This is a genomic window from Pseudoalteromonas sp. 120-MNA-CIBAN-0494, assembly GCF_040308885.1.
In the GTDB taxonomy this organism is placed as follows: domain Bacteria; phylum Pseudomonadota; class Gammaproteobacteria; order Enterobacterales; family Alteromonadaceae; genus Pseudoalteromonas; species Pseudoalteromonas nigrifaciens.
The window spans coordinates 40,822-66,600 of sequence record NZ_JBEOOE010000006.1 but is presented as its reverse complement, the minus strand read 5'-3'; the positions used below and the strand labels follow the sequence as shown (position 1 = coordinate 66,600).

At 40.4% G+C, this 25,779-nt stretch carries 25 protein-coding genes and 1 riboswitch; of the genes, 17 read left to right on the top strand and 8 right to left on the bottom strand.

The window, feature by feature from the left end; all coding sequences use genetic code 11:
- Window positions 1-2: 2 nt before the first annotated feature.
- Window positions 3-701, bottom strand: a complete 699-nt coding sequence (locus AAEY55_RS06385; RefSeq protein ID WP_011326899.1) for a DNA-3-methyladenine glycosylase I — start codon at window positions 699-701, stop codon at window positions 3-5.
- Window positions 702-904: 203 nt separating this feature from the next.
- Window positions 905-1,102: riboswitch (Lysine riboswitch) on the top strand.
- Between the two features lie 152 nt (window positions 1,103-1,254).
- Between AAEY55_RS06385 and dapA the strand changes: the two genes are divergently transcribed.
- From dapA to AAEY55_RS06360, 5 genes are all read left to right on the top strand, one after another.
- Entirely contained in the window at window positions 1,255-2,139 is an 885-nt protein-coding gene (gene dapA, locus AAEY55_RS06380) for a 4-hydroxy-tetrahydrodipicolinate synthase (protein WP_011326898.1), read from the top strand.
- Between the two features lie 15 nt (window positions 2,140-2,154).
- Complete coding sequence (locus tag AAEY55_RS06375; RefSeq protein WP_011326897.1) at window positions 2,155-2,895, top strand: 2,3,4,5-tetrahydropyridine-2,6-dicarboxylate N-succinyltransferase; 741 nt, start codon at window positions 2,155-2,157, stop codon at window positions 2,893-2,895.
- On the top strand, window positions 2,895-4,100 hold the full coding sequence (locus AAEY55_RS06370; RefSeq protein ID WP_011326896.1) for a PLP-dependent decarboxylase: 1,206 nt from the start codon (window positions 2,895-2,897) through the stop codon (window positions 4,098-4,100). Before AAEY55_RS06375 ends, AAEY55_RS06370 begins: the two co-directional genes overlap by 1 nt.
- Window positions 4,101-4,149: 49 nt before the next feature.
- The gene (locus tag AAEY55_RS06365; protein ID WP_089367575.1) at window positions 4,150-5,268 is read left to right on the top strand and encodes a succinylglutamate desuccinylase/aspartoacylase family protein; all 1,119 of its coding nucleotides are present in this window, start codon (window positions 4,150-4,152) and stop codon (window positions 5,266-5,268) included.
- A 194-nt stretch (window positions 5,269-5,462) separates the two neighbouring features.
- The gene (locus AAEY55_RS06360; protein WP_182684118.1) at window positions 5,463-6,497 is read left to right on the top strand and encodes a phospholipase A; all 1,035 of its coding nucleotides are present in this window, start codon (window positions 5,463-5,465) and stop codon (window positions 6,495-6,497) included.
- An 88-nt stretch (window positions 6,498-6,585) separates the two neighbouring features.
- Here the strand turns inward: AAEY55_RS06360 and AAEY55_RS06355 are convergent, their stop codons facing one another.
- Window positions 6,586-7,479, bottom strand: coding sequence for a bifunctional GNAT family N-acetyltransferase/hotdog fold thioesterase (locus AAEY55_RS06355; protein ID WP_011326892.1), 894 nt, complete (start codon window positions 7,477-7,479; stop codon window positions 6,586-6,588).
- A gap of 162 nt (window positions 7,480-7,641) precedes the next feature.
- On the opposite strand from AAEY55_RS06355, the gene AAEY55_RS06350 reads away from it, so the two are divergent.
- On the top strand, window positions 7,642-8,370 hold the full coding sequence (locus AAEY55_RS06350) for a spermidine synthase (protein ID WP_011326891.1): 729 nt from the start codon (window positions 7,642-7,644) through the stop codon (window positions 8,368-8,370).
- Here AAEY55_RS06350 and dtd read toward each other — a convergent pair.
- Both dtd and AAEY55_RS06340 read right to left on the bottom strand, forming a co-directional pair.
- The gene (dtd, locus tag AAEY55_RS06345; protein ID WP_058372331.1) at window positions 8,354-8,791 is read right to left on the bottom strand and encodes a D-aminoacyl-tRNA deacylase; all 438 of its coding nucleotides are present in this window, start codon (window positions 8,789-8,791) and stop codon (window positions 8,354-8,356) included. The genes AAEY55_RS06350 and dtd overlap by 17 nt on opposite strands.
- Window position 8,792: 1 nt before the next feature.
- Window positions 8,793-9,695, bottom strand: a complete 903-nt coding sequence (locus tag AAEY55_RS06340; RefSeq protein ID WP_011326889.1) for a virulence factor BrkB family protein — start codon at window positions 9,693-9,695, stop codon at window positions 8,793-8,795.
- Window positions 9,696-9,782: 87 nt separating this feature from the next.
- Between AAEY55_RS06340 and AAEY55_RS06335 the strand changes: the two genes are divergently transcribed.
- Complete coding sequence (locus tag AAEY55_RS06335) at window positions 9,783-10,439, top strand: DUF2959 domain-containing protein (RefSeq protein ID WP_011326888.1); 657 nt, start codon at window positions 9,783-9,785, stop codon at window positions 10,437-10,439.
- A 92-nt stretch (window positions 10,440-10,531) separates the two neighbouring features.
- Window positions 10,532-11,611, top strand: a complete 1,080-nt coding sequence (locus tag AAEY55_RS06330) for an MBL fold metallo-hydrolase (RefSeq protein ID WP_350550552.1) — start codon at window positions 10,532-10,534, stop codon at window positions 11,609-11,611.
- Between the two features lie 165 nt (window positions 11,612-11,776).
- Here AAEY55_RS06330 and AAEY55_RS06325 read toward each other — a convergent pair whose 3' ends face one another.
- Both AAEY55_RS06325 and typA read right to left on the bottom strand, forming a co-directional pair.
- Window positions 11,777-12,361: a hypothetical protein gene (locus AAEY55_RS06325; protein ID WP_350550549.1), complete on the bottom strand. Its 585-nt coding sequence runs from the start codon at window positions 12,359-12,361 to the stop codon at window positions 11,777-11,779.
- A gap of 257 nt (window positions 12,362-12,618) precedes the next feature.
- Window positions 12,619-14,442: a translational GTPase TypA gene (typA, locus tag AAEY55_RS06320; RefSeq protein WP_179807385.1), complete on the bottom strand. Its 1,824-nt coding sequence runs from the start codon at window positions 14,440-14,442 to the stop codon at window positions 12,619-12,621.
- Between the two features lie 509 nt (window positions 14,443-14,951).
- Here typA and glnA point away from each other — a divergent pair.
- The 9 genes from glnA (at window position 14,952) to AAEY55_RS06275 (ending at window position 24,377) form a co-directional block, all read left to right on the top strand.
- Complete coding sequence (glnA, locus tag AAEY55_RS06315) at window positions 14,952-16,358, top strand: glutamate--ammonia ligase (protein WP_086993786.1); 1,407 nt, start codon at window positions 14,952-14,954, stop codon at window positions 16,356-16,358.
- 115 nt (window positions 16,359-16,473) lie between these two features.
- Window positions 16,474-16,995: a DUF4124 domain-containing protein gene (locus AAEY55_RS06310; protein WP_350550545.1), complete on the top strand. Its 522-nt coding sequence runs from the start codon at window positions 16,474-16,476 to the stop codon at window positions 16,993-16,995.
- A 92-nt stretch (window positions 16,996-17,087) separates the two neighbouring features.
- Entirely contained in the window at window positions 17,088-18,158 is a 1,071-nt protein-coding gene (glnL, locus tag AAEY55_RS06305) for a nitrogen regulation protein NR(II) (protein WP_011326883.1), read from the top strand.
- A gap of 15 nt (window positions 18,159-18,173) precedes the next feature.
- Entirely contained in the window at window positions 18,174-19,559 is a 1,386-nt protein-coding gene (gene ntrC, locus AAEY55_RS06300) for a nitrogen regulation protein NR(I) (protein WP_011326882.1), read from the top strand.
- Window positions 19,560-19,589: 30 nt separating this feature from the next.
- Entirely contained in the window at window positions 19,590-20,048 is a 459-nt protein-coding gene (locus AAEY55_RS06295; protein WP_011326881.1) for a Crp/Fnr family transcriptional regulator, read from the top strand.
- Between the two features lie 79 nt (window positions 20,049-20,127).
- Window positions 20,128-20,511, top strand: a complete 384-nt coding sequence (locus tag AAEY55_RS06290) for an RNA-binding S4 domain-containing protein (protein ID WP_182677314.1) — start codon at window positions 20,128-20,130, stop codon at window positions 20,509-20,511.
- Window positions 20,512-20,618: 107 nt separating this feature from the next.
- Window positions 20,619-21,053, top strand: coding sequence for a hypothetical protein (locus AAEY55_RS06285; RefSeq protein ID WP_011326879.1), 435 nt, complete (start codon window positions 20,619-20,621; stop codon window positions 21,051-21,053).
- A gap of 186 nt (window positions 21,054-21,239) precedes the next feature.
- Window positions 21,240-23,984: an aconitate hydratase AcnA gene (gene acnA, locus AAEY55_RS06280; protein WP_011326878.1), complete on the top strand. Its 2,745-nt coding sequence runs from the start codon at window positions 21,240-21,242 to the stop codon at window positions 23,982-23,984.
- 141 nt (window positions 23,985-24,125) lie between these two features.
- Window positions 24,126-24,377 (top strand): hypothetical protein, encoded by a 252-nt coding sequence (locus AAEY55_RS06275; protein ID WP_182684120.1) that lies wholly within the window; start codon window positions 24,126-24,128, stop codon window positions 24,375-24,377.
- 7 nt (window positions 24,378-24,384) lie between these two features.
- Here the strand turns inward: AAEY55_RS06275 and AAEY55_RS06270 are convergent, their stop codons facing one another.
- Window positions 24,385-24,888: a DUF4124 domain-containing protein gene (locus AAEY55_RS06270; protein WP_350550540.1), complete on the bottom strand. Its 504-nt coding sequence runs from the start codon at window positions 24,886-24,888 to the stop codon at window positions 24,385-24,387.
- Between the two features lie 136 nt (window positions 24,889-25,024).
- Window positions 25,025-25,765 carry a phosphoadenylyl-sulfate reductase gene (locus tag AAEY55_RS06265; RefSeq protein ID WP_350550537.1) on the bottom strand — a complete coding sequence of 247 codons (741 nt, stop codon included), beginning with the start codon at window positions 25,763-25,765 and terminating at the stop codon, window positions 25,025-25,027.
- Between the last annotated feature and the right edge of the window lie 14 nt (window positions 25,766-25,779).

The window sequence follows — 25,779 nt, the reverse complement described above, 5'->3', positions numbered from 1 at the left end:
CTCTACTGTTGTTGGCTTATACCTACACGATTATCGCCTACACTGTAGGCTATAATTAAGCTTAGCTCTTGCATGCTCAAACCGCTTTGTTGTTGTAATTCATTAAAGAACGCTTGCGCTGCAGTTAACGACTTTTTAGTTTGTAAGCCACCATCAATAATTTTATGCGCGCGCAAATAACTCTCAACATCCCGCGATAATAAAAAGGTGTCTTTACCCAATGCACGCAAAGTATAAGGGCCGGTATTTCCACCCAAGCGTGCACCGTGTTTTTTTAAGTACGCCCACAAACCAATAATATCTTCACTTGGCCAGTCTGCAATAAACTGACTAAAGCTACCATGTTGCTGGGTAACCTCATGGATCATGAACGCATTTTCGGGGATCGTTTTTACTTTTTTATAATTACGAACAATGCGCTCGTCGCTGGCTTTTTGCTCCAACATATCGGGTGGCATCATTAATAATTTTTCAACGCTAAACTGCCAAAAAACCTCTCTAAAGCCTGCCCACTTGCTGTTAATAACCGACCAGTAAAAACCACTTTGAAAAACCTTGCGCGTAAACTCTTCCAGCCAATCATCATCACTTAAAGCTACTAATTGTCGCTTAGATGCAGGTTTAGCGAGTAATTGCTGTAGCATTTGTGTTGAGCCTTTTCGCTCTACTGCTCGCTGATAAATATCATTAAATTTTTCCATCTGCTTGAAACCTTATTTTGCAGTTACAAATTTCGCGCCGCGATTACCCCCTAGTTTAAGGGAAATCGTCCTTATACGTAACCGTTACCAAAATCGATGACACTATCTGCACTTAGCTGCTTGACACCCAGATGGCTAAAATGATTTAATCATCGCACTTACCCTATTTAATTATATTTGTATTGCTAGCAGTACAAATATAAAGGGCTGGAAGAGGTGCGTTATTCAGGTAGCGTATGTTAGGAGCACAAACTCCATTGAGCATACGTAAGGGGAATCAACGCCGAGAAACAACAATATTTGTGTCATTGTTGTTTCGGGCGACTAGGTTGAATCCTAGCGACTGTCACCAATAGCTATTTAAACGTAGCTTATTAGTTTGGTGGAGAGCTTCTGGTCTTAGTATAATAAGGCCGTGCGCCCTATTATTTAAGCCCATTCGCTCTTCGAATTATAACATACCCTACACGTGGGTATTTGTTCGAACGATGTTAATGCGGCTCTTTCCTATATAGCTTCTTAACTCACCGAACATTCTATAAGTTCGCGAGAGATGATCAAAAACTTTAATTTAGATGACTACTCAGTCTGGACGGCGCTCGTTACTCCGTTTAATCAAAACGGTACAATCGACTATGGTACCTTAACCACTTTGGTTGCTGAGCAAGCCGCTGCCAATAATGCTATTTTACTACTAGGCAGCACAGGCGAAGGCTTAGCCTTAACACTTAAAGAGCAACAAGCCATTGTTGAGCACGTGTGCCAATTATCGCCTAATGTACCCTTAATGGTGGCTGTAGGTGGTATGAACCTCAAACAGCAATTAGCCTGGGTTGAATACTGTAACCACTTGCCTATTCATAGCTTTTTACTTGGCTCGCCGCTTTATGCAAAGCCCGGTGTAATTGGGCAAACCCATTGGTTTGAAAGCCTTTTAAATATAAGTAAACACCCTTGTATGCTTTATAACGTACCAGGGCGAAGCGCTGTCGATATTCCAGTGGCAACCATTCAAAACCTACAACAACATAAAAACCTATGGGCACTTAAAGAAGCCAGTGGCAACATTGCGCAATTTGAAGCTTACCGTCAAGCGGCTCCTAACTTAGCTATTTTTAGCGGCGACGATGCGCTTATGCCCTACTTTGCCCAAGCCGGCGCTAAAGGGCTGGTATCGGTAGCAGCTAATGCTTGGCCGCTACAAACTCACGAATTCGTACAGCGTAGCCTAAGTGGCCAATACCCCAATTTATTTACTCAGTGGTCAAGCGCAATCAGTAGCTTGTTCACTGTAGCAAACCCCATTCCCGTTAAAGTACTCATGCATTTACAAGGGCGATTAACGAGTTCGTATTTACGCCCACCGTTAACTCACCTCGAATTAACGCAAACAACGTGCATTGAACAAGCAAACAACACCATTTTATCTTGGCATTAAACATAGGTTTTTATAATGAGCTGGTTAGAACTATTAAATAATTTAGAGTCGGGCGCAGTACGCGCAGCATCACAAAACGAAAGCGGCCAATGGCAGGCTAACGTTGCAGTAAAACAGGGTATTTTAGAAGCCTTTAAAAATGGTACAAACACCGAATTTGTCGGTGGCTTTGTTGATAAACATAACTTAGCGCCACAACAGTTTAGTGCCACCGATGGCGTACGTATGGTCCCGGGTGGCTCAAGCGTTCGCCGTGGTGCTTATGTAGCTAAAGGCACTATTATTATGCCACCAGCGTATGTAAATATTGGCGCATACATTGACGAAGGCACTATGGTAGATAGTCACGCTTTAGTTGGCTCGTGCGCGCAAGTAGGTAAAAATGTCCACCTTAGCGCAGCCGTGCAACTTGGCGGTGTGTTAGAGCCAATTGGTGCCAGCCCAGTGGTAGTTGAAGATGATGCATTTATTGGCGCAGGCTGCGTAATTGTTGAAGGCGTAGTAATTAAAAAAGGCGCAGTACTTGCCCCTGGTGTGCGTTTATCGGCCACAATTCCGGTTTACGACTGTGTAAACGAGCGCCAACTAGACAAAGGCGAGCCAATTCCTGAGTACGCTATTGTAATACCAGGCTCTCGCCCTGCTTCAAACGAATGGGCGCGTGCACAAGGTTTAAGCATGTCGTGCGCGTTAATTGTTAAGTACCGCGATGAGCAAAGTGATGCATCATTACTACTTGAAGAGGTTTTACGTTAATGAGCTTTTTGAGCACGGGCGTTAAAACGGCAATTAATGAATTATCAAGCCAACTCGATAGCCCATTTTTTGTTTACGACCTAGATACGCTAAATAGTCACTTGGCACAATTGGTCGCACAAACCGAGGTAAAACTTTGGTATGCGGTTAAAGCGAATCCGCTGTCTAAAATTATTCAATGCTTAGATAACGCCGGGTTTAATTTTGACGTAGCCAGTAAAGGCGAGCTTGAGCAAGTACTTGCTCAAGGCGTTAGTAGCGATCGCGTGCTCAACACCGGGCCAGCTAAAAGCCCAAAACAAATTAAACACTTTATTGAGCGCGGCGTACGTACTTTTGTTGCCGAAAGTATTAATCAAGTTCGCTGGCTCAATGAGCAAGCCAAGCTACAAAACTGTCAACTACAGGTATTACTGCGCGTACAGTTACGTTGGCCCGAGGGCGAAAAAAATCCACTAGGTGGCGATAGCCTCACGCCATTCGGACTCGGTTGTACAGAGTGGCAGGCACTTAATATTACCGACTATGACGCACTTAGCTTTGATGGCCTGCATATTTTTCAATGGGGAAATATGCTCAGCACGCAAAAACTCAGTGAGTTGTGGTCACAAATGATTGCACCACTTAGCCAACTTGCCCGCGATTTAAATATAAACCTTAAAATTTTAGATTTAGGTGGCGGCTTAGGTATTCCGTATACGCAAAACGACATAACGCTTAATTGGGATGACTTAATAACTGCCCTCGCTAAAATTAAAAAACAGGCGGGCGTTGAAGAGTTATGGATGGAGCTTGGCCGCTATGCCGTGGGTGAATGCGGACATTACGCAGCCCCAGTAGTAGAGCGCAAACAAAACTATGGCCAACAACAAGTTATTTTAAGTGGCGGTATAAACCACTTATTGCGCCCAGCCGTCACCAGTCAAGACTTTCCAGCAGCATTACTACGAGATTCACACACACCAACCCAAGCTATGAGCTTATACGGGCCACTTTGTACCGCACTCGATAGCTTGGGCGAGCACGCATTACCAAGTGATCTCAATGAGCACGACTGGTTGGTGTTTAGTCAATGTGGTGCCTATGGCTTTAGTGAAAGTATGCCGTACTTTTTATGCCACGAACTTGCTGGCGAATATGTTTTAGAACAAAACAAACTTAGCTGTTTGCGTGCAGCCGAAGATGCCAGTTATTACTTGAGATAATGTACCTAAGATAATGTACCTGAGATAAAATTAAAATGTTGAGATACTCATGATCGCCTCACCAATTAGTCAAGAAAACATCGTCGTTGGTGAAGTTGCCAATGGCTTACCACTCACTATTCCTGTGTATCGTTTAAAAGGCGATGGCACGGGGCCAAGTGTGTATATTCAGGCCAACATGCACGGAGCTGAAGTACAAGGTAACGCGGTAATTTTTCAACTACTTGAACAATTAAAGCACCTTAATCTTAAAGGTGATATTACTTTAGTGCCTTATGCCAACCCTATTGGTTGCAATCAAAAGTCGGGGGAATTTACCCTAGGTCGGTTCGACCCTATCACCGGCACTAATTGGAATAGGATGTATCATTATAATACTGATTTAGTCACTCAGTTTGCACAAAACCATATGCAATACGACGATGCCATATTAAAAAGCGCGTTCAAACAGGCACTTATTGACGAAGTTGACAGTAAACTTAATGGCCCTGCTTATTTACTCAATACTGGTAAACGCATTGCGCTTAACTTACAAAAGCTCGCTCACCAAGCTGATATAGTACTGGATTTACACACAGGTCCTATTTCAAGCAAGCACTTGTACTGCCCAACCTATGCGACTAATAGCGCTCGCTACTTTAATATTGAGCACGTACTGCTTATTCCAAGTGACTTTGATGGTGCGATGGATGAAGCAAACTTTTGTCCGTGGTGGCATTTAAGCGAAGCACTGAGCAAACAAGGCCGCGAGCTCAGCATACCTGTAGAAGCTTTTACTGTAGAGCTAGGCAGCCAAGAAAAAATAGACTTGAGCGAAGCACTGAACGATGCAAACAGTATTTTAAGTTACTTAAATTATAAAGCCGTATTTGTAAATGCGCCCCACACTCCAGCTAACATTACTCGCTACGCGTGTCATTTAAACGATTACTTTGCTTACTACGCGCCCATGGGCGGAATGGTTGAGTATATTGCCCCCCTAGGCGGGCATATAAAAGCCGGTGAGCCAATTGCTAAAATACTGCGCATGGAGCGTTATTTAAGTGAGCAACCACTACAAACACTTTCCCTTGAATCTGACGCTATTGCCATACTGCATTTTGCCTCGGCGAGCGTTAATCAAGGCACTGAACTGTATAAGTTTTTTACTAACGTATTTGAGCTTTAAGCTCTCCCTTCTCATTGCGTGAGAGTAAGTTAACTATAGTTAATTTGCATTATAAAAGCGGCTTAGGCCGCTTTTATTTTGATCTAATTATACTAAATATACGTAAATTCAGTAAAAGTTCACCGTTACATATGTAAAAAGGCGTTATAATTAAATTAACGCATTAAACCATCAATACTCACAAAGGAATTACAATGAGCTGGCGATACTTGATCATACTTTCAACATTAGTTAGTACTACTGTTTTTGCTGAAGAAAAACCTAAAAGCAATGAGCAAAATAGTAATATTGAGCTGGTAAAACAATGTATTTTAAATGAAGTGATTGGTGGAGACGGCAAGCAAACACTCGATCAGCTTCGTAAAAAGTGCTCCGCTCTTGAAGAAGATAAGCAACTTACCGCCATCGATAAGCGCAAAGCACGAGAAGCAGTAAGCCAAAAAAACCGTAATGTGATTACGCCACATAAACGTAACTACATTTTACCTATTTCATATGTATCGCATCCGAACAATAGCTCGTTTGAAACATTTGACGAGCTAACTGGCGAAAAAAATGACGAGCCACTCGATAACTTAGAAGCCAAATATCAGCTTTCAATTAAAGTGCCTCTATTCAATGACTTTTCAGATGAAGACCAAGCTATATTTTTTGCCTTTACATTACAGTCATATTGGCAGCTTTATAACAAAGAAAGCTCATCACCTTTTCGTGAGACTAACTACGAGCCAGAGGTTTTTTGGGTTAACTATTTAGATCCAGAACACGTTCCTTGGGGCGACGAAATGGCTGTTGTTTTGGGTATTTCGCATCAGTCTAACGGTAATAGTCAGCCAAATTCACGTTCATGGAACCGTATTTACGCTAACTTTATTTGGGAAAAAAATGGCTTTGTATTTAACTTTAAGCCTTGGTATCGTATTTCAGAAAGCGAGAAAGAAACACCTTTAGATCCAAGAGGCGACGACAACCCTGACATTTACAAATACATGGGTTACTTTGAGTTTAGCGGTGCGTATCGCCTTAATGAACATGAATTTAGCTTTATGACCCGTAACAACTTAAATTCAGACAATCGCGGTGCATTACAGCTCGATTGGTCATTTCCGCTTTGGGGCCGAGTGCGTGGTTATGCACAGTACTTTAATGGCTATGGCGAAAGCTTAATTGATTATAACGCTGATATAGAAAGAATTGGCGTAGGTATACTACTTACCGATTTACTTTAATTAATTAGCGATTAAATTAAACAAATTAAAAAGCCAAGCATCGCTTGGCTTTTTTCGTGCTTTAATTTAACTATAAAGTGCTAACAGCTTATTTTTTTACTACAAACTGCCCTTCAAATTCAGCCACTACCTTATCACCATCATAAATAATAACAGGTACTAAATAGCTGGCTTTACCTTCAGTTTCTAACTCGCTGAGCTTACCCTTACAGCTTTGTATATCAACACAGCCGCGTGGATCACTGCTAAGCGGTTTTAAATATTTAATATTGGCATCGGCTAATACAATATTTCCTTCAAGCCCTGCTTCTTTTAATGCTAAGTAGGTTGCGCCCCACCCCGTAAGGGTTGCTAAGCTATAAATAGAACCAGCAAACATAGTGTTATGCAGGTTTAAATTAGCATCTAAATCTGCGCTAGTCGTAAATTGCCAGTCGGTATAGCTCTCTACTTTAATGCCCATTGCATCACTAATTGGGATTGATTCACGCCAGGTGTTTTGCAGCACTTGAGTCCAGTTAGGGTGGCGAAACCAGCCTGGCTCTGATGGCTTTTGTTTTACCATTTTATAGTGTTGTACATCGCCGTACGCTAAATGCGCTTTTTCTTGTGTTTCATAACCATGGCGCTTATAAAATTCGAGTGCGCGCTCGCGTGCAAATAACACCAACTCTGCAGCGTCTTGTGACCATGCTATTTTTTCTAGGTCATGTAATAAACGACTACCAATATGCTGATTACGACTTTCTTCAGCTACAGCCATATAGCGAACCTGAGCTTGTTGCTGGTTATTAAAGTGCAGCCGCGCCACCCCTAATACTTTACCCGCTTTATTTTTAATAAAGCGATGCTCGGCATCTTGTTCTAAATCATCCTGTTCAGAACCACGTGGCTCACCCCAAGGGGCACGTAAAATTTCCCAACGTAATTGATAATAGGCTTGCCAATCTTCACTACTTTGCGGTGTACTTACCTGAAACATACATACTCCTGCTGTTAAGCCGTAAATAAAATACAACGTCACTTAATTATGGCAAATACCATACTCCATCTAAAAAAAACTGCCAATACGACTTTGGTGATGGCAAATACAAAGTGTAAAAAATTAATGACAAAAGCCATTGCGCTTTGCTTGGGCTAGTTTATGCTGGGCAACATGAGCGAATACATAAACCCTGTAAATGGCCTGATTAATAGCTATTTTATTGAAAATAGCCACAGTATTGGCCAGTTACTTTATTGGCATAAATATGGGGGCGATCACATTCAAGTACGCCAACATCAGCAACTGCGTTGGCTGCTAATAAATGACACTCTGCAATCTGTGGTAACGCAGCAGCAACCAAGCAATTTATTACTGCCACACTTACAGTGCTTAGCACAGCATTGGCACACATTAAGTACCCCTAAAAAAGTACTCGAACTGGGGCTTGGCGGCGGCGCAATTCGTAATTATTTGCTGCACCAATATCCACACGCAAAAATCACCTCAGCTGAAATAAATGCAGATATAATTAGTTGTTATAAAAAGTTTTTTACTACGCAGCAAGTGCCTAATAATAATACACAGCGGTTACTTTGTGAGGATGCTCAGCAAGTACTGGCGCGCGCCCGCAACATAGATTGGATTATTTTAGATTTATTTAGCCAAATAGACGCACCACGATTTTTATTCGCACCCGCTTTTTATCAAAAAATACACGCAGCCCTTAACAACAACGGCACGCTATTTATTAATTTTTTATCGCAACATGAGTCGCAATTAAAACAGTTACAGCAAGTATTACTTAATGTATTTGGTTATAAAGTTAGCCCGCAAAAGGTAGCAGGCTATATAAATCATATTGTGGTGATCACTAAACAGCTAAATTAAAGGTTACTGGCCCATCGTTACACAAACTCACTTGCATATCGGCACCAAACTCACCGGTAGCAACCGTTAAATTGAGCGCCTTGGCTTGCGCTACAAAGTATTCGTATAACTCATTAGCTTGGCTTGGAGTTGCCGCCGATGAAAAGCTAGGTCGCATGCCCTTTTTAGTATTTGCCGCCAAAGTAAACTGCGATACTACCAACAGCTCACCAGCAATATCTTTTAGACTTAAGTTCATTTTGTCGTTTTCGTCAGTAAAAATGCGGTAATTACTAATCTTATGCAGCAACTTATCGGCCGCTTGCTCGTCATCTTGTTTTTCAACACCCAACAACACTAAAATTCCTTGGCCAATTTCGCCAACTACTTGGTTATTAATTTCTACTTTGGCATGTTTTACACGTTGTATTAAACCTTGCATTTTATAGCGTATCCTTTGTATTTTCTTGCTCGTCTAGCTCTATTTCGGGCGTGTCTTCAATATTTTCAGGGCTAATACACGCCGTAAGCTCAGCGCCTAGCAACACCACTATCCACGACAAATATATCCACACAAACAAAATAGGAATGGTAGCAACTGCACCATAAATAACTTCATAAGATGGAAAGTGGCTAATATAAAGCGCAAAACCTTTTTTAGTTAACTCAAACAACATGGCAGCAAATAGTGCACCTGGTATCGCCGCTTTAAACGAAACCCGAGTGTTGGGCACCAAGGTGTAGAGCATAATAAAACCCACCATAGAAATGCCGTACGGCAATAACTTTAATAAAAAGCCACTAAACCCCGGAATCCCCTGATCAGCAAACGACACCAACGATACAATATACGAAGTAACTGCAATACTGCCGCCTAAAAATACGGGCCCTAAACTAAGTACCATCCAATAAACGGCAAACGAAATCATCATTGGACGCTTTTTCTTAATTCGCCAAATACGGTTAAGCGTGGCATCAACATTACGAATAAGTAACAAGGCAATAGCAGCTAAAAAGCCAATGCCCACTGCGGTCATTTGATTTGCATTGCCCGCAAACGAGCTAATATGCTCTTTAATAACATCTGACGAAGTAGGCACAAAGTTAGTAAATAAAAAGCTTTCAATTGCTAATCGAGTTGATTCAAACCCCGGAAAAGCCGAAAATATCGCCACACCTACGGCAATTAATGGCACCAAAGACAGCAAAGTTACATAAGCTAAATAGCCCGCGTTAACGGTTATTTGGTCATCAATACAGCGGTTAATATATTGCATCCACCAGCCGGGTTGCTGCCGTAAAAAAGATCCAACTTGCTGTTTATAATAAGAGAGCTTATCGTTCATAACATTGACTTGTGCTAATATAATTTTGACCATAATAACAATCAGCACCATAATTTACAGCATTAACACACGTAAATAGGAAACCAAATGAAAAAACAAACATTACTGAGTGTTACCGTACTTGCACTTGTACTAACATTATCGGGTTGCCAGTCAGCTTATTACTCGGCCATGGAAAAAGTAGGTGTTCACAAACGTGATATTCTTATTGACCGCGTAGAAGAAACCAAAGACTCGCAACAAGAGTCTCAAGAAGAGTTTAAATCAGCGCTTGAGCGCTTAACTACACTTATTGATTTTAATGGTGGCGAACTGCAAGACACTTACAATCAGTTAAACGATGACTATGAGTCGAGCTTAAATGCCGCTAACGAAGTGTCAACTAACATCAATAAAGTAGAAGACGTAGCAGAAGCCTTATTTGATGAGTGGAGCGATGAGCTAGAGCAATATAAAAGCGCATCACTTAAACGTGAAAGCAGTAAAAAGCTAGCCGCGACTAAGCGTCAATTTGATCAGCTATTACGCTCAATGCGCAGTGCAGAGAGCAAAATGGAGCCGGTATTAACATCGCTTCATGATAACGTTTTATACTTAAAGCATAACTTAAACGCACAAGCGGTATCGGCTATTAAAGGCGAGTTCACTAACCTTAAACGCGATATACAATTGCTTATGAACGACATGAACAAATCGATTGCCGACTCAAATAAATTTATTGAACAAATGAATAGTGCCGGTTAATTAGCTGATATTATATTTAAATTTGCCTGCATTATTGCAGGCTTTTTTATGGCTGCATGGCTGCTTTAGCACTATTTAAAACGGATTTAATTATGAAACACATTACCCTTATAATCTTTATAAGCTGTTTTTTATCAGCGTGTAGTACACCTAACCAGGTGCAAAAAATAGCTGATAAAAACTCAGTTATTGCTGTTAACAACCAAACAGGTCGTTACCATAATTTATATCAAGGCAAAAAGGTTTACCCAACCACCTGCGAGCAAAACTGCTACCCGCCACATCCGAACTTGATTTGCGAAACACCCAGCAGCAACTGCCAGTATCAAGGTAAGCAAATTAAGCCGCAGCTCAATACCGGTTATACGGTTCGTTGGTTAGGGCATGCCAGCTTTGTGGTCAGCACACGTAATGGGCAAAATGTATTATTTGATCCGGTTAGTGAGCAGTTTGATTCACCGGTTGATTTAGGCTTTAAGCTTGCAGGTGGGTTTTATCGCAAACCCGGAGCATGGCCAAATAAGCAAACACTTGAAAACATTAACGCCGTTATGTATTCGCATATTCATTATGATCACTTTAATAAAGCAGATATTAAAAAACTGGGTAATCAACCACGTTATTTAGCCCCGCTAGGCATGGCAGATAACTTCCCAACGGGTGGCTTTAATATTACTGAAATGGCGTGGTATGCAAAAACCAGCATTGAGGACTTAACCATACACGCAGTGCCTGCACATCACTTTAGTAATCGGGTGCTTATTCCCTATATTTACGAAGATGATAATAAAGATTCTTGGAATGGCTGGCTGCTTGAACAAAATGGCAGCACCTTATTTTTTGCCGGCGATACTGGCTATTCAAAACACTTTAAAGACATACAACAAAAATACGGTGATATAGACCTATGCCTAATGCCAATTGCCTCTTATTACCATAAAACCAACGCTAAAGGGTATCGATACGTTCATACTACGCCAGAGGATGCCCTCAATGCGGCCACAGAGCTTAATTGCAAAGTAATGATACCATGGGGATATGGCAACTCAAGTTGGCAAATGGGCGATCACAGCAGCCACTCAGCGCTATCGCGCTTACTGCATATGTATAAACAAATGAATGCACCAGTACCGCTGTATATTTTAAATGAAGGCGAAACAATTAAACTTTAACTAATGCACGTAGGTTGGGTTGAGCGCAGCGAAACCCAACGAAAAATACCCTACCAACAAACACTAGTACTTAGCCTTATCGGCTGTTGATATATCTCTTCTTTCAGTATAAAAGTATTAAAATGTTTAGATAAAATCACAAAACGAAATTTTATTTTGTTAAATTTATTCATCAAAGGACATAATGAACTCTGCAATACCAGGTGGTAGAGTAACCAACTTATTTTCAGTACCTTTCCAAAATAACCTATACTCATTTTGCCATTTATCTTCATGTGACTTTAAGTAATGATTCCGTTGATGAGAGTCTGTGTACTGGCAATTCTTCATTTTTCCTTTTTTACCGAGTTGTTTATCGATCACTTTTCTCAGGTGCTCAATGTCTAGAATTTTCACACAACATTTCTTACCCATTTTTCTTGCGATTTCTGGAGAAAACTCATTACAAAATGAAAGTATTAAACCATCTTCATTATAGTAACTAGCATTTATTATATTTGGAATTTTCCTACCATTAAACGAACTACCTATAATGCTGAGCCCTTTCACTTGTGCCCCAGTCGCAATATGAATCATAGGTGATAAGCTTTTTAGATCGACTATAGAATCGTGAATTAGATTTTCATCAGGAGTATAAATACCATCTCTTACACCCCTGATATATGTACTTGCAACTGATATAGGAACATCTCCCCCATTGACCCAAGAATCTGACCACTCTACATAAGTTAAATATAGATATTTTTCCATTTACACCTCACTAACTTAACAGCATCATATAAAAAATATGAACATATTTTCCATTTACTACATCTCTCTCCGAGACATAATAATACTTTGATAATGTTAAAACTTATCAGTACCTAATACTATAAACAATCGTTATCGATTTTTATGATCGTCAAAGTTTACTTAATTAACCTTCAAACCACCCCCCCACAAACACAAAAAAGCCGCTGTATTTTGCAATACAGCGGCTTTTAAAATCATTATTCTAAATTAATAGATTATGACTTAGGCGCACGACCCGCACGTTTACGTTCGTTTTCTGTAAGATGACGCTTACGAATACGAATGTTTAGTGGCGTTACTTCAACTAACTCATCTTCATCAATAAACTCAAGCGCTTGCTCAAGTGAATAGTTTAAAGGTGGAGAAAGCGTTTGTGCTTCATCTGTACCAGATGCACGTACGTTAGTTAACTGCTTACCTTTAAGGGCGTTAACTGTAAGGTCGTTATCACGGTTATGAATACCGATAACCATACCTTCGTAAACTTCAACACCGTGACCGATGAATAAACGGCCGCGCTCTTGTAAGTTAAACAATGCGTTAGTCAGTGCTTTACCTGTAGCATTTGCAATGATTACGCCGTTTTTACGAACACCGATTGAACCGCCTTTATGAGGACCGTAATGATCGAACGTATGGTACATAAGACCAGAACCCGAAGTAATTGTCATGAAATCAGTTTGGAAACCAATTAAGCCACGGCTTGGGATAATAAAGTCTAAACGCATACGGCCTTTGCCATCTGGAGACATGTTAGTAAGCTCACCTTTACGTAGGCCAACTTGCTCCATTACAGAACCCTGATGCTCTTCTTGACAGTCAATTGTTACTGTTTCAAACGGTTCTTCTAATACACCGTCAACAGTACGCAAAATTACCTCTGGACGAGATACAGCAAGCTCGTAACCTTCACGACGCATATTTTCGATTAAGATACCTAGGTGTAATTCACCACGGCCAGAAACACGGAAGCTATCTGGGCTAGCAGTATCTTCAACGCGAAGTGCTACGTTGTGTACTAGCTCTTTGTCTAAACGCTCACGAATATTACGTGACGTTACAAACTTACCTTCTTTACCACAAAACGGTGAGTTATTTACAGAGAATGTCATTGTTACTGTTGGCTCATCAACACTTAGTGGTGGTAATGCTTCAACGTTAGTAGGACAACAAACAGTATCTGAAATCTTAAGCTCGCCAATACCGGTTACAGTAACAATGTTACCTGCATAACCACGGTCTGTTTCAATACGCTCAAGGCCTAAGTAGCTTTGTACTGTACCAATTTTACCGTTACGTTTAGTACCATCAGCACTAATAATAGTTACTTGTTGGTTTGGAGCAACAGAACCACGCTTGATACGACCAACACCAATTACACCCACGTATGAGTTGTAATCAAGTTGAGAAATCTGCATTTGGAAGTCACCTTCAGGATCTGCATCTGGTGGTGATACTTCGTCAACGATCATTTGGAACATGGCATCCATGTTATCAGATGGCTCGTCTAAATCTAATGTTGCCCAGCCGTTGATTGCTGATGCATAGATTACTTTAAAATCTAACTGCTCGTCAGTGGCGCCTAAGTTATCGAATAAATCAAAGATTTGATCCATAACCCAATCAGGACGTGCACTTGGCTTGTCGATTTTGTTAATTACTACGATTGGCTTTAAACCTTGCGCAAATGCCTTTTGCGTAACAAAACGCGTTTGTGGCATTGGGCCTTCTTGAGCGTCAACAATTAGTAATACTGAGTCAGCCATTGAAAGTACGCGTTCCACTTCACCACCGAAATCGGCGTGTCCTGGAGTATCTACGATATTAATGTGGTAGCCGTTCCATGAAATAGCGGTGTTTTTCGCTAAAATGGTAATACCACGTTCTCTTTCTATATCGTTTGAATCCATCACGCGCTCTTCATTACCGCCGCGTGTTTCTAATGTGCCTGAAAACTCAAGCAGTTTGTCAACCAGTGTAGTTTTACCGTGGTCAACGTGGGCGATAATTGCTATATTTCTTATCTTTTCGATACTCATTAATATTCACTCAGAGAAATTGAATCTCATTGATCCTGCAGGGGCTTACGCACTCACCTGCGTTTTCACGAGATGTCCCAGCATAGGATTTAAAAGGGCGCATATTATCCCTTATAAATGGAATGGATGAAAGTTTATCCAAAATAAATTTGCAAACTTTCTGGTTTTTTTATTTAACCTACTGTTTTAAATTAACTAATTATAAAAATAAAATTTTTAATATTTTTATAAAAACCTCCACTTTAATGACTTTATTGCTATTTTGGTCAGTCTTTTGTATTTACTTTATGTTAGTCTATCACGATTAAATAGCGAGCAACTTTTTACTCTGTAACTGTTGCACTATATTGAAGCATTTACGCACCATAATGGTGCGCATTAGAAACAGCCGTTATTACTTTTGTATTTTTTATGTTTATAAACATTAAGTTACAATAGTGGCACAAAATCAGCTTATAAAACACAAAGCATTTAAGCAGCAATAACAAAACCTTATAGTTGGAGGACACATGTCGCAATCGGTTTTAGATTTTATTAAAGAAAATGACGTTAAGTTCATTGATTTACGCTTTACTGATACAAAAGGTAAAGAGCAGCATATTTCAATTCCTCATCACCAAATTGATGAAGACTTTTTTGAAGATGGTAAAATGTTCGATGGTTCTTCAATTGCTGGCTGGAAAGGCATAAACGAATCAGACATGGTGTTAATGCCTGTTGCTGAATCAGCTAAGCTTGACCCATTCACTGAAGAAGCCACATTAATTATACGTTGTGACGTAGTAGAGCCTTCTACATTACAAGGTTACGAGCGCGATCCTCGCTCTGTAGCAAAGCGTGCTGAAGAATATATGCGCTCTACGGGTATTGCTGATACGGTTTTATTTGGCCCAGAGCCAGAGTTCTTCGTATTTGATGACGTAAAATATAAAACAGACATGTCTGGCTCTATGTACAAAATCGATTCTAAGCAAGCTGCTTGGAACTCAGATAAAGAATACGCAGACGGCAATACAGGTCATCGCCCTGGCGTTAAAGGCGGTTACTTCCCAGTTGCTCCTGTTGATGACTTTCAAGATTGGCGCTCTGCTACTTGTCTAGTATTAGAAGAAATGGGACAAGTTGTTGAAGCACATCATCACGAAGTAGCAACTGCAGGACAAAACGAAATTGCTACGCGCTTTAATACTATGGTGATTAAAGCCGATGAAATTCAAGAAATGAAATATGTTATTCATAACATGGCTCATTTATACGGCAAAACAGCCACTTTTATGCCTAAACCTATTGTTGGCGATAACGGTTCTGGTATGCATTGTCATCAGTCGTTAGCTAAAGACGGTGTTAACTTATTTGCAGGTGATAAGTACGGCGGTCTTTCTGAAGATGCGCTTTATTACATTGGCGGTATTATTAAACATGCTAAAGCAATTAATGCGTTTGCTAATGCCTCTACTAACTCGTACAAACGTTTAGTACCAGGTTACGAAGCACCAGTAATGCTTGCATACTCTGCACGTAACCGTTCTGCATCAATTCGTATTCCGGTAGTACCATCAGCTAAAGGTCGTCGTATTGAAGTACGCTTCCCTGATGCAACGGCTAACCCGTATCTTGCTTTTGCTGCCATGCTTATGGCTGGCCTTGATGGAATTAAAAATAAAATCCATCCTGGTGATGCAATGGATAAAGATTTATACGACCTACCTGCAGAAGAAGCAGCAGAAATTCCAACCGTTGCCTCTTCATTAGAAGAAGCACTGGCATCTCTTGATGCTGACCGTGAGTTTTTAAATCAAGGTGACGTGTTCTCTAATGATTTAATTGATGCTTACATTAAACTTAAGAGTCAAGAAGTTGAAAGACTTAACATGACAACGCACCCAATTGAGTTTGAAATGTATTACAGCTGTTAATTTTAATTAACAGTTATAAAATATACCTTTAAGCCCGCTTTGCGGGCTTTTTTAATGGTAAATTAGTACTTTCTCCACTAAAGTAAAGTTAATGTTAAAAATGCAGGGTTGCAGAGTGAGTAGCAAGATTTTATTACTACTAATTACTTCATTATTAAGTGTTTGTAGTTACGCTGGTGAAAAAAAAATTTACGCATGGAAAGATAAAAATGGCGTACTGGTGTTTTCAGATACCCCCCATATTGGCGCCAAAGAGATAAAACTCACCAGCCAAGATTTAACCATGCCTGCAACAAATACTGATATATTAAATAATCAAACTAAAGCGCAGCCGGTTGCATTTAGTATTGGTATTGCATCGCCTGAGCATCAGAAAACTATTCGTGAAAACACCGGCTCTGTGTATGTATCTACTCGCATTACCCCCCGCTTTGAAAACGACTTTACAATACAGCTATTTCTTGATGGTAAAGCCTATGGCGCAGCAAGTGATACCTCAACCTTTGCTTTAAGAGATGTAGAGCGTGGTGAGCACACTCTGCAAGTTAAGCTGTACAACAAACAAAACCAAGTCATTGCGACAAGCCCATTGAGTGTATTTTTTATGCATAGAAAAGGCTTAAGCTTAGGTAATTAACTCCCACCTAATTCACATTAAAAATAGCAATTGCAGTGCAATTTCATTAAATTACTTGCCTGAAAACACAGGCGCACTAAAATGGTGCAACAATGCTTAATAACACACACTTTAGCCCTGAGCTACTCAATGCCATATGGCAAAATCAAACCACCGCCGTGATGCTTTTAAACGAAAGCTTTACGCTTATTTATGCCAATACCAGTACCAGTGAACTACTTGGTTTAGGCACTAAGCGTTTATTAGGGCAGTCTTTTGATGATTTATTTAACTACCATTCAATCGATTTAAAACGCATAGCGCAATACTCTTTAATTGATGGCGTAGATTGCCACCAGCATAGGGCTGACGTGGTATTTGTTGATTCTCGCCATGCTAAATTAGCAGTCAGTTCAAAACAGATAAAATACCAAGGTGCACTTTATATTTTATTAGAATGTCGGCAAACCGATGATGAAATTAAATTCGATCAAGCATCAAATCAAATGCACCAATACCAAGCCGCACGTAATTTAATTCGAGGTTTAGCGCACGAAATTAAAAACCCTTTAGGGGGAATTCGCGGAGCGGCGCAGTTATTGCAATACGAGGTAGACCAGCAAGAAAGAAATGAATGTGCCGAGCTTATTATTGAGCAAGCCGACCGATTGCGTGAATTAGTAGATAGACTGCTTGGGCCTAACCAATTACCGCAAAAGTCTTATGGCAATATACATCAAACCTTAGAGTCGGTGATCAAATTAAGTACCCTAGATAATAGTGACAATATTCGCTTGGTAAAAGATTACGATCCGAGTATTCCCGATGTTTATATTGACCAAAGTAAAGTGCAGCAAGTGGTGCTTAATATTGTGCGTAATGCCCAGCAGGCATTAGTTAATGGTGGGGAAATAAAAATTAAAACCCGAATTAACTATCAGCACCGCCGGCCCGGTAAGGCACCCAAAAAAGCCTTGTTAATTCAAGTGCTCGATAATGGCCCAGGGATTGATATTAGTGTACGCGATACTTTGTTTTATCCTATGATCACTAATAAAGATGGCGGCTCTGGATTGGGGCTTTCTATAGCGCAAACATTAATTGATCAACACAATGGTTATATTGAGTGCGATAGCTGGCCTGGTCACACCGAATTTAATATTTATCTGCCTTTTGCAGATTAACGCCTTGGAGTATGCATGAAAACAGTTTGGCTTGTAGATGACGATGCCTCAATTCGTTTTGTATTAGAAAAAGCGCTTACTCGCGCAGGTTTTACAGTACAAAGCTTTGCTGAAGCACAAAGTGTGCTTAATGCATTAAAATTTAGCCAACCTAGTGTGCTGATCTCCGATGTAAGAATGCCCGGTATGGACGGCATGGCACTGCTAGAGCTAATAGCAGAGCAAGTGCCCGGCTTACCGGTTATTATTATTACCGCGCATTCAGATCTCGATTCCGCCGTAAATGCCTTTCAAAAAGGGGCTTTTGAATATTTAGCCAAACCTTTTGATTTAAACGAGGCGATTGCCCTAGTTGAAAGCGCCTATAGAGCTAATTCTACAAAAAAAGTTAAACGTAAACTCACGCCCCCTAAAAGCGCACATATAATTGGCGAAGCACCTGCCATGCAAGAAGTGTTTAGGGCCATAGGTAAGCTTGCAGCCTCAAGCATGAGTGTACTTATTAATGGTGAGTCAGGAACGGGTAAAGAGCTTGTTGCCAGCGCCCTGCACAACCATAGTCCACGTAAAGAAAACCAATTTATTGCGCTAAATATGGCCGCAATCCCTAAAGAGCTGGTTGAGTCAGAATTATTCGGCCATGAAAAAGGGGCTTTTACTGGTGCAGATAGCGTGCGAAAAGGCCGTTTTGAACAAGCCAATGGCGGCACCCTATTTTTAGATGAAATTGGCGATATGCCTCTCGACGTACAAACTCGACTACTGCGAGTACTATCTGATGGAGAGTTTTACCGTGTTGGCGGGCATAAAAGCATAAAAGTAGATGTGCGTATTATTGCTGCAACCCATCAAAACCTTGAAGAGCTCGTAAAACAAGGCAAGTTTAGGGATGACTTATTTCATCGCTTAAATGTAGTCCGTCTGCGCTTACCAGCCCTTCGAGAGCGTACCGAAGACATTGAGCGTCTAGCACTGCACTTTTTACATAAAAGCGCTAAAGATCTACAAGTAGAAAGTAAAATTCTTAGCCTTAAAGCAATTGAGCAGCTACGCTTGTTCAGTTGGCCCGGTAACGTACGTCAATTAGAAAACACCTGCCGCTGGCTTACGGTTATGGCTCCTGGCGAGCTTGTTAGCGAGCAAGACTTGCCACCTGAAATTATTAATGCCTCACTAACTCAAGAAGAAGGCGATTGGTTAGATGCCTTCCAGTTATGGCTTAATCAGGAACTTAAACAAGGTAAGGAAAATATTTGGCCTAATATTCAAGCGCAACTAGAAACCCGCTTAATAAAAACAGCACTCGCCAATTGCGCAGGCCACAAACAAGAAGCCGCTATAAAAATAGGCTGGGGACGCAATACATTGACCCGTAAATTAAAAGAGCGCAACATTAATTAGTTTTGCGCGTAATAAACTCTTAGGTAATTAATGAAGTTAATAGAGAACATTCCGCTATTTAAACAGATGGAAATTATCAATCGTTTAGGATTTTTTAAAGAATTTAGCCTTAACGAGCGCCAAATACTTTTAGAGTCGTTTGGTTTATTATATTTAGTGCGCGAAAATTCATTTTTATTTAAACAGCACGACAACGATAAGCGCTTATTTATAGTACTTAGCGGTGCATTAATAGTGTTTAAGCACAACCATTTATTAGAGCTCGGTACTATACGTCCTGGGGAGTTTATTGGTGAAGGCGCTTTTATTAATAACCGCGCACGCAGCATTAGCGCACGTGCTAAAACGGATGCAATTGTGCTTGCTATTACCTCTGATGCCCTTACTCGCTTACCCAATGTAATACGCGAAAAAATTAAAGATAGAATAATTGAAGGTATGAGCTTACGTATTGCCAAGTTGAGCGAACACATAGAAAACCATGGTTAGATTTGTATACGCACTTTGATGCAAAAATAGTGACTTCACTTTATACTAGCGTTAATGCGTTACCCCACCGAGAGCAAACATGAACGAAGAATATATAGAAATTGAATTAGAAGAAGAGCCGATTGAGCTGTGTAAATTATTAAAAGTACTAAATTTAGTAGAAGGCGGCGGCCAAGCAAAAAACTTAATTGCTGAAGGTTATGTGGGTGTTAACCATGAAATTTGTACAATTAAACGGAAAAAACTATACAGTGGCGACATACTAGAATTTGATGGTGAGCTTTTTCAACTTGCATTAACCGAAGATGCAACACCGGTAGAGCGACCTGCCGAGCCGCCGCAATCTGAGCCAAGCCAAGCAGTACCGCAGCCAGCGAGTCAGCCTGCAAAAAATAAACGTAAGCGTACTAAAAAACCTAAAGTAGATGAAAAAACCGGTCGTCGCCCTATTTCATTCGGTTAAATTATAGTCTTTTTTTGATTTTTTATTTATAAAACCAGCCAGCTTGTATAGTTGGCTTTTTTGATCTTTAATTACCTCACTAACTATAAAAAAAGTAAGGTAATTAAATGCTTGCACACCCCCCTCCTAAGTGGTTAAAACCACTCGCATGGGTAGCGCTTATATGGAACTTATGCGGCGTTATTGCCTTCGCACTACAAATGCTGATGACACCTGAAGTAATTAGCAAAATGCCTATAGATCAGCAAGCTGCATATTCTAACATTCCCGTTTGGTCAACCATTGCATTTGCTATTGCAGTCTTTGGCGGCACGCTTGGCAGTGCTTTATTGCTCGCTAAAAAGTCATTTGCACTGCCCGTATTTACCGTGTCGTTAATGGCTATTTTAATCCAACAGTATTACAATTTTATTGTTATTAACAGCGTTGAAATAATGGGATCTAGTGCGGTATTTATGCCACTGTTTGTGGTAGTAATTGCCATATTGCTACTTTGCGTTAGCTTTAAAGGCAAACAGCAAGGCTGGTTGTATGCAAATTAAAAATATCTTTTGGGTAAGTCTAGCTGGCTCCCTTGAATTAAAAACTTTCAGCATCATCTCTATTGTAATGGCTGTTTAAAAATCACGCTTTAAACACTGTTTTTTATCTTGGTATACACTTTGCAATTCACAAACTATAAAAGGTCACTCTACACAACACTTATCTAATAACAAAAGGGGCAAATAATGAATAATAGTTTCAAAACCCAGCAGCAACTTACCGTTAATGGTGAGCAGTTTCATATTCACTCTCTTAAAGGCCTTGGCGACAAAGCCAAACGCTTACCTTTTTCTTTAAAAATACTACTCGAAAACCTACTTCGTAACGAAGACGGCGAAAACATTAAAGAACAAGACATTCAAGCCCTATTAGATTGGGACCCTCAAGCTAAGCCCTCTGCTGAAGTAGCGTTTACGCCTGCCCGTGTTGTGATGCAAGACTTTACCGGTGTACCTGCCATTGTCGATTTAGCGGCAATGCGCGATGCGATGGAAAAACTAGGCGGCGATCCTGCAAAAATTAACCCGCTTTCTCCTGCTGAACTTGTTATTGACCACTCTGTGCAAGTAGATGGCTATGGTAACGAGGGTGCGTTTGACTTAAACGCCAAGCTTGAATATGACCGTAATAAAGAGCGTTATGAATTTTTACGTTGGGGCCAAACTGCCTTCGATAACTTAAAAGTTGTCCCTCCAGCAACCGGTATTGTGCACCAAGTAAATTTAGAGTATTTAGCGCGCGTTGTTTTTAATGATGAACGTAATGGCCAAAAGTACGCGTACCCAGACACCTTAGTGGGTACCGATTCGCACACCACTATGATTAACGGCTTAGGCGTACTTGGTTGGGGCGTAGGCGGCATTGAAGCCGAAGCCGCCATGCTTGGCCAACCTATTAGTTTATTAATACCTCAGGTTGTAGGGGTTAAATTAAACGGCCGTTTACCAGAGGGCACCACAGCTACCGACTTAGTACTTACCGTTACCGAAATGCTACGTAACCATGGTGTAGTAGGTAAATTTGTAGAGTTTTATGGTGATGGCCTTGCCGACTTACCACTTGCCGATAGAGCAACAATTGCTAACATGGCGCCAGAATATGGTGCTACATGTGGTATTTTCCCGATTGATGACGAAACCATTAACTACCTGCGTTTAACCAACCGCGATGAAAAACAGCTTAAACTTATTGAAGATTATGCTAAGCATCAAGGTTTATGGCGCAACGATGGCGATGAAGCTAATTACACCGATAAACTTGAACTGATATTAGATGACGTAGTACCAAGCCTTGCTGGCCCTAAACGCCCACAGGATAGAATATCACTTGATAAAGCTGGCGAAGCAATTAGTCAGCATTTAAAAGAGTTTCAAGACGAGCGTTTAGCAAAAATTAGCAGCAGTGATACAGAGCAAGCACGTATCGAAAGCGAAGGCCCTGTAACTAATCCTGACGAATCAAGCAATGAAGCGCCGTTTATAGGCGCAGCAAAAGTAAACTTTAAGGGCCAAGAGTTCGAACTAAAAGATGGTGCCTGTGTTATTGCCGCAATCACTAGTTGTACAAACACCTCTAACCCCAGTGTTATTTTAGCGGCTGGCTTAGTTGCTAAAAAAGCCAAGCAATTAGGGATTAATGTAAAACCTTGGGTTAAAACATCACTTGCTCCTGGCTCTAAGGTCGTTACTGACTACTTAGAAAAAGCAGGGCTAATGGACGATTTAGAAAGCCTAGGCTTTAACTTAGTTGGCTATGGTTGTACAACGTGTATTGGTAACTCAGGCCCGCTGGCTCCTGAAATTTCAGATGCTATTCAAAAGCACAAACTGGTTGTGAGCTCAATTTTATCGGGTAACCGTAACTTTGAAGGGCGTATTCACCAAGATGTTAAAATGAACTTTTTAGCATCTCCTCCGCTTGTTGTAGCTTACGCCATTGCGGGCAGAACCGATATTGACGTATATAACGAACCACTGGCACAAGATGCTAACGGTAACGATATTTACCTTAAAAACATTTGGCCAAGTGTTAAAGAAGTAAGCGATTTAGTTAAGGAAACGGTAACCAGAGAAATGTTCGAAAAAAGTTATGCTAACGTATACGAAGGCGATAGCCGTTGGCAAAAAATTCAAATACCTGATGGTAAACTTTACGATTGGGATGATGCATCAACCTATATTAAAAAAGCACCCTTTTTTGATGGTATGAGTATTGAGCCTCCGGGTATTCCAACCATTACCGGCGCACGTTGTTTAGCAAAACTAGGTGACTCGGTTACTACGGATCATATTTCGCCAGCCGGTGCGATTAAAGCAGACTCACCAGCAGGGTTATATTTACAAGATAACAAAGTAGGGCAAGCGCAGTTTAACTCTTATGGTTCGCGTCGTGGTAACCACGAAGTAATGATGCGCGGTACATTTGCTAATATTAGACTTAAAAACCTCCTTGCACCTGGTACTGAAGGCGGTGTTACCCGCACGCAACCTGATGATGAGCTTGCCAGTATTTATGATGCCGCCATGGAATATCAAAAGAACGATACGCCATTGGTTATTTTAGCTGGTAAAGAATATGGTACCGGCTCATCTCGTGACTGGGCGGCTAAAGGCTCGCTACTGTTAGGTGTTAAAGCTGTAATAGCACAAAGCTATGAGCGTATTCATCGCTCTAACCTTATTGGTATGGGAGTTTTACCACTACAGTTTAAAGATGGCGAAAGTCATGAGTCGCTAGGTTTAACCGGCCAAGAGCAGTTTGATATTGAAGGCTTGTTTGATAAAACCAAGGAAGTTAGCGTTATTGCAACTAATAGTGAAGGTAAAAAAGTAAGCTTTAGTGCCGATGTACGTATTGATACGCCAAAAGAGTGGGATTACTACAAACACGGTGGCATTTTACAGTATGTACTTCGTAATATGCTCGATTAACTAATAGCAACTTAAACTTACGCCTAAAATTTAATCATAGCCTAACAATTTTGTTAGGCTTTTTTATGCGCGTCAGTTGCGATAAATCAAGGTAATGCTTTAAAAACCCCCTACACTAGTAAGACTATTAGTGAGGGCGCTATGTCACAAATCATAATTATTAGGCTACTTAAAATATCAATTGTACTTGGGTTATGCCTAATTGTGACTGGTCATGCGTTAATTGTATCAAGCTACTTTACTAGCCAGCATGGTATTAACGGCATAATTATAGCGGCAGCCTGCATTGCTATTGGCGTATTATTATCGTTACCCACTAAAATTTATTTAACTATTTTACTTATGGAAGCAGAAAAGCGCTATTTAAAAGCGCATAGCCATAAACACAAATAATGAATAATTAAAAACCGTTTAAATCATTTAATTGTTTAGTACGTTGCTCTAATTTTTGTTTTGCTTTTTCAGCGTCATCAAACACCTTTTTAATTGATACTGGATCATAAACTGTAGGTGTAGCTGAAGTGCTATTTACTGCTGAGGATTTGGAACTACCCGATAAAATAGCCGTATCTTGGGCAACCACCACGTTAATATCTTTAGGGTCTAGTTTTACTTCAACACTTTTACCATTAGGGTGAGGCGTATCTGAAAAATGCCATTGGCCTTGCTGATCTTGCCACTTAAATATTTTACTGCGGGTTGTTGAGGGTGTGTTCGACACGCTACTAACGGCTTGCTCAAACGTATTGCTGGTAAACGAGATTATTTTATCTTTAATTTGCTGAGATTCGTTGATCACAACAGATGTACTAAGCCATGTTTCTCCGTTTGGCTTTTTTAAATAAAATAGAGAAATAACAGCAATAATCACTACTGACACTGCTAAATAGGTAAAGTATTTCATAGCCTTCCTGCTTAAAATTAATCCTTTATTCGGCCAAGTTTAATAAAAAGCAATCAATCAGGCAATCCTTTTGTGTAAGTAAAAAACGCAGCCAAGGCTGCGTTTTATTAAATATTGAGCGAGATAATCAATAATATTAAATACCATCACCATCAATGTGCAAACCACACTCTCGGTTTAAACCAAAAAAGCGAGTTTCCTCTTCGGTCATACCGGGCTCTAGCTTACGTGTAGTATGTATGTCTCCCATAGAGACATAGCCTTCTTCCCAAAGAGGATGGTACGGCAAGTTATGCTTAGTTAAATACTGATATACATCGCGGTTTGTCCACTCAATAATTGGGTAAACTTTTACTGTACCACGGCTAATTTCAATTACTTGCTTATCAGCACGGCTTGATGCTTGGTCGCGACGCAGGCCACTAAACCACGTACCAGCATTAATTTCTTTTAAGGCGCGAGTCATCGGCTCAACTTTATTAAGCTGATTGTACTGCTTAATTCCGGCCTCTCCTTGCTCCCATAACTTACCAAATTTAGCTTCTTGCCAAGCAGGGCTCAGTTCTGATTTATACACTTTTAAATTGAGTGATAAACGCGCCGTCATTTGCTCAATAAATTGATATGTTTGTGGAAATAAATAGCCTGTATCTGTTAATACCACCGGAATATCTGGCTGTTGTGATGTCATTAAATGCAACATTACGGCGGCTTGAATACCAAAACTCGATGATAAAAAATGTGTCTCAGGTAAATTTTCAAGTGCCCATTGTACGCGCTGTTCAGCGCTCATGTTTTTCAGTATGCCATTGGCGTCTGCTAGCATGCTAATTTGGCTTTGTTTATCTAACTGTAAAATATTTTTAAATTCACTCATGGTAAATTCCAAAC

Coding starts and splice junctions, on each gene's coding strand:
- AAEY55_RS06385 (WP_011326899.1), bottom strand. CDS start 701: ATGGAAAAATTTAATGATATTTATCAGCGAGCAGTAGAGCGAAAAGGC.
- dapA (WP_011326898.1), top strand. CDS start 1,255: ATGATCAAAAACTTTAATTTAGATGACTACTCAGTCTGGACGGCGCTC.
- AAEY55_RS06375 (WP_011326897.1), top strand. CDS start 2,155: ATGAGCTGGTTAGAACTATTAAATAATTTAGAGTCGGGCGCAGTACGC.
- AAEY55_RS06370 (WP_011326896.1), top strand. CDS start 2,895: ATGAGCTTTTTGAGCACGGGCGTTAAAACGGCAATTAATGAATTATCA.
- AAEY55_RS06365 (WP_089367575.1), top strand. CDS start 4,150: ATGATCGCCTCACCAATTAGTCAAGAAAACATCGTCGTTGGTGAAGTT.
- AAEY55_RS06360 (WP_182684118.1), top strand. CDS start 5,463: ATGAGCTGGCGATACTTGATCATACTTTCAACATTAGTTAGTACTACT.
- AAEY55_RS06355 (WP_011326892.1), bottom strand. CDS start 7,479: ATGTTTCAGGTAAGTACACCGCAAAGTAGTGAAGATTGGCAAGCCTAT.
- AAEY55_RS06350 (WP_011326891.1), top strand. CDS start 7,642: ATGCTGGGCAACATGAGCGAATACATAAACCCTGTAAATGGCCTGATT.
- dtd (WP_058372331.1), bottom strand. CDS start 8,791: ATGCAAGGTTTAATACAACGTGTAAAACATGCCAAAGTAGAAATTAAT.
- AAEY55_RS06340 (WP_011326889.1), bottom strand. CDS start 9,695: ATGAACGATAAGCTCTCTTATTATAAACAGCAAGTTGGATCTTTTTTA.
- AAEY55_RS06335 (WP_011326888.1), top strand. CDS start 9,783: ATGAAAAAACAAACATTACTGAGTGTTACCGTACTTGCACTTGTACTA.
- AAEY55_RS06330 (WP_350550552.1), top strand. CDS start 10,532: ATGAAACACATTACCCTTATAATCTTTATAAGCTGTTTTTTATCAGCG.
- AAEY55_RS06325 (WP_350550549.1), bottom strand. CDS start 12,361: ATGGAAAAATATCTATATTTAACTTATGTAGAGTGGTCAGATTCTTGG.
- typA (WP_179807385.1), bottom strand. CDS start 14,442: ATGAGTATCGAAAAGATAAGAAATATAGCAATTATCGCCCACGTTGAC.
- glnA (WP_086993786.1), top strand. CDS start 14,952: ATGTCGCAATCGGTTTTAGATTTTATTAAAGAAAATGACGTTAAGTTC.
- glnL (WP_011326883.1), top strand. CDS start 17,088: ATGCTTAATAACACACACTTTAGCCCTGAGCTACTCAATGCCATATGG.
- ntrC (WP_011326882.1), top strand. CDS start 18,174: ATGAAAACAGTTTGGCTTGTAGATGACGATGCCTCAATTCGTTTTGTA.
- AAEY55_RS06295 (WP_011326881.1), top strand. CDS start 19,590: ATGAAGTTAATAGAGAACATTCCGCTATTTAAACAGATGGAAATTATC.
- AAEY55_RS06290 (WP_182677314.1), top strand. CDS start 20,128: ATGAACGAAGAATATATAGAAATTGAATTAGAAGAAGAGCCGATTGAG.
- AAEY55_RS06285 (WP_011326879.1), top strand. CDS start 20,619: ATGCTTGCACACCCCCCTCCTAAGTGGTTAAAACCACTCGCATGGGTA.
- acnA (WP_011326878.1), top strand. CDS start 21,240: ATGAATAATAGTTTCAAAACCCAGCAGCAACTTACCGTTAATGGTGAG.
- AAEY55_RS06275 (WP_182684120.1), top strand. CDS start 24,126: ATGTCACAAATCATAATTATTAGGCTACTTAAAATATCAATTGTACTT.
- AAEY55_RS06270 (WP_350550540.1), bottom strand. CDS start 24,888: ATGAAATACTTTACCTATTTAGCAGTGTCAGTAGTGATTATTGCTGTT.
- AAEY55_RS06265 (WP_350550537.1), bottom strand. CDS start 25,765: ATGAGTGAATTTAAAAATATTTTACAGTTAGATAAACAAAGCCAAATT.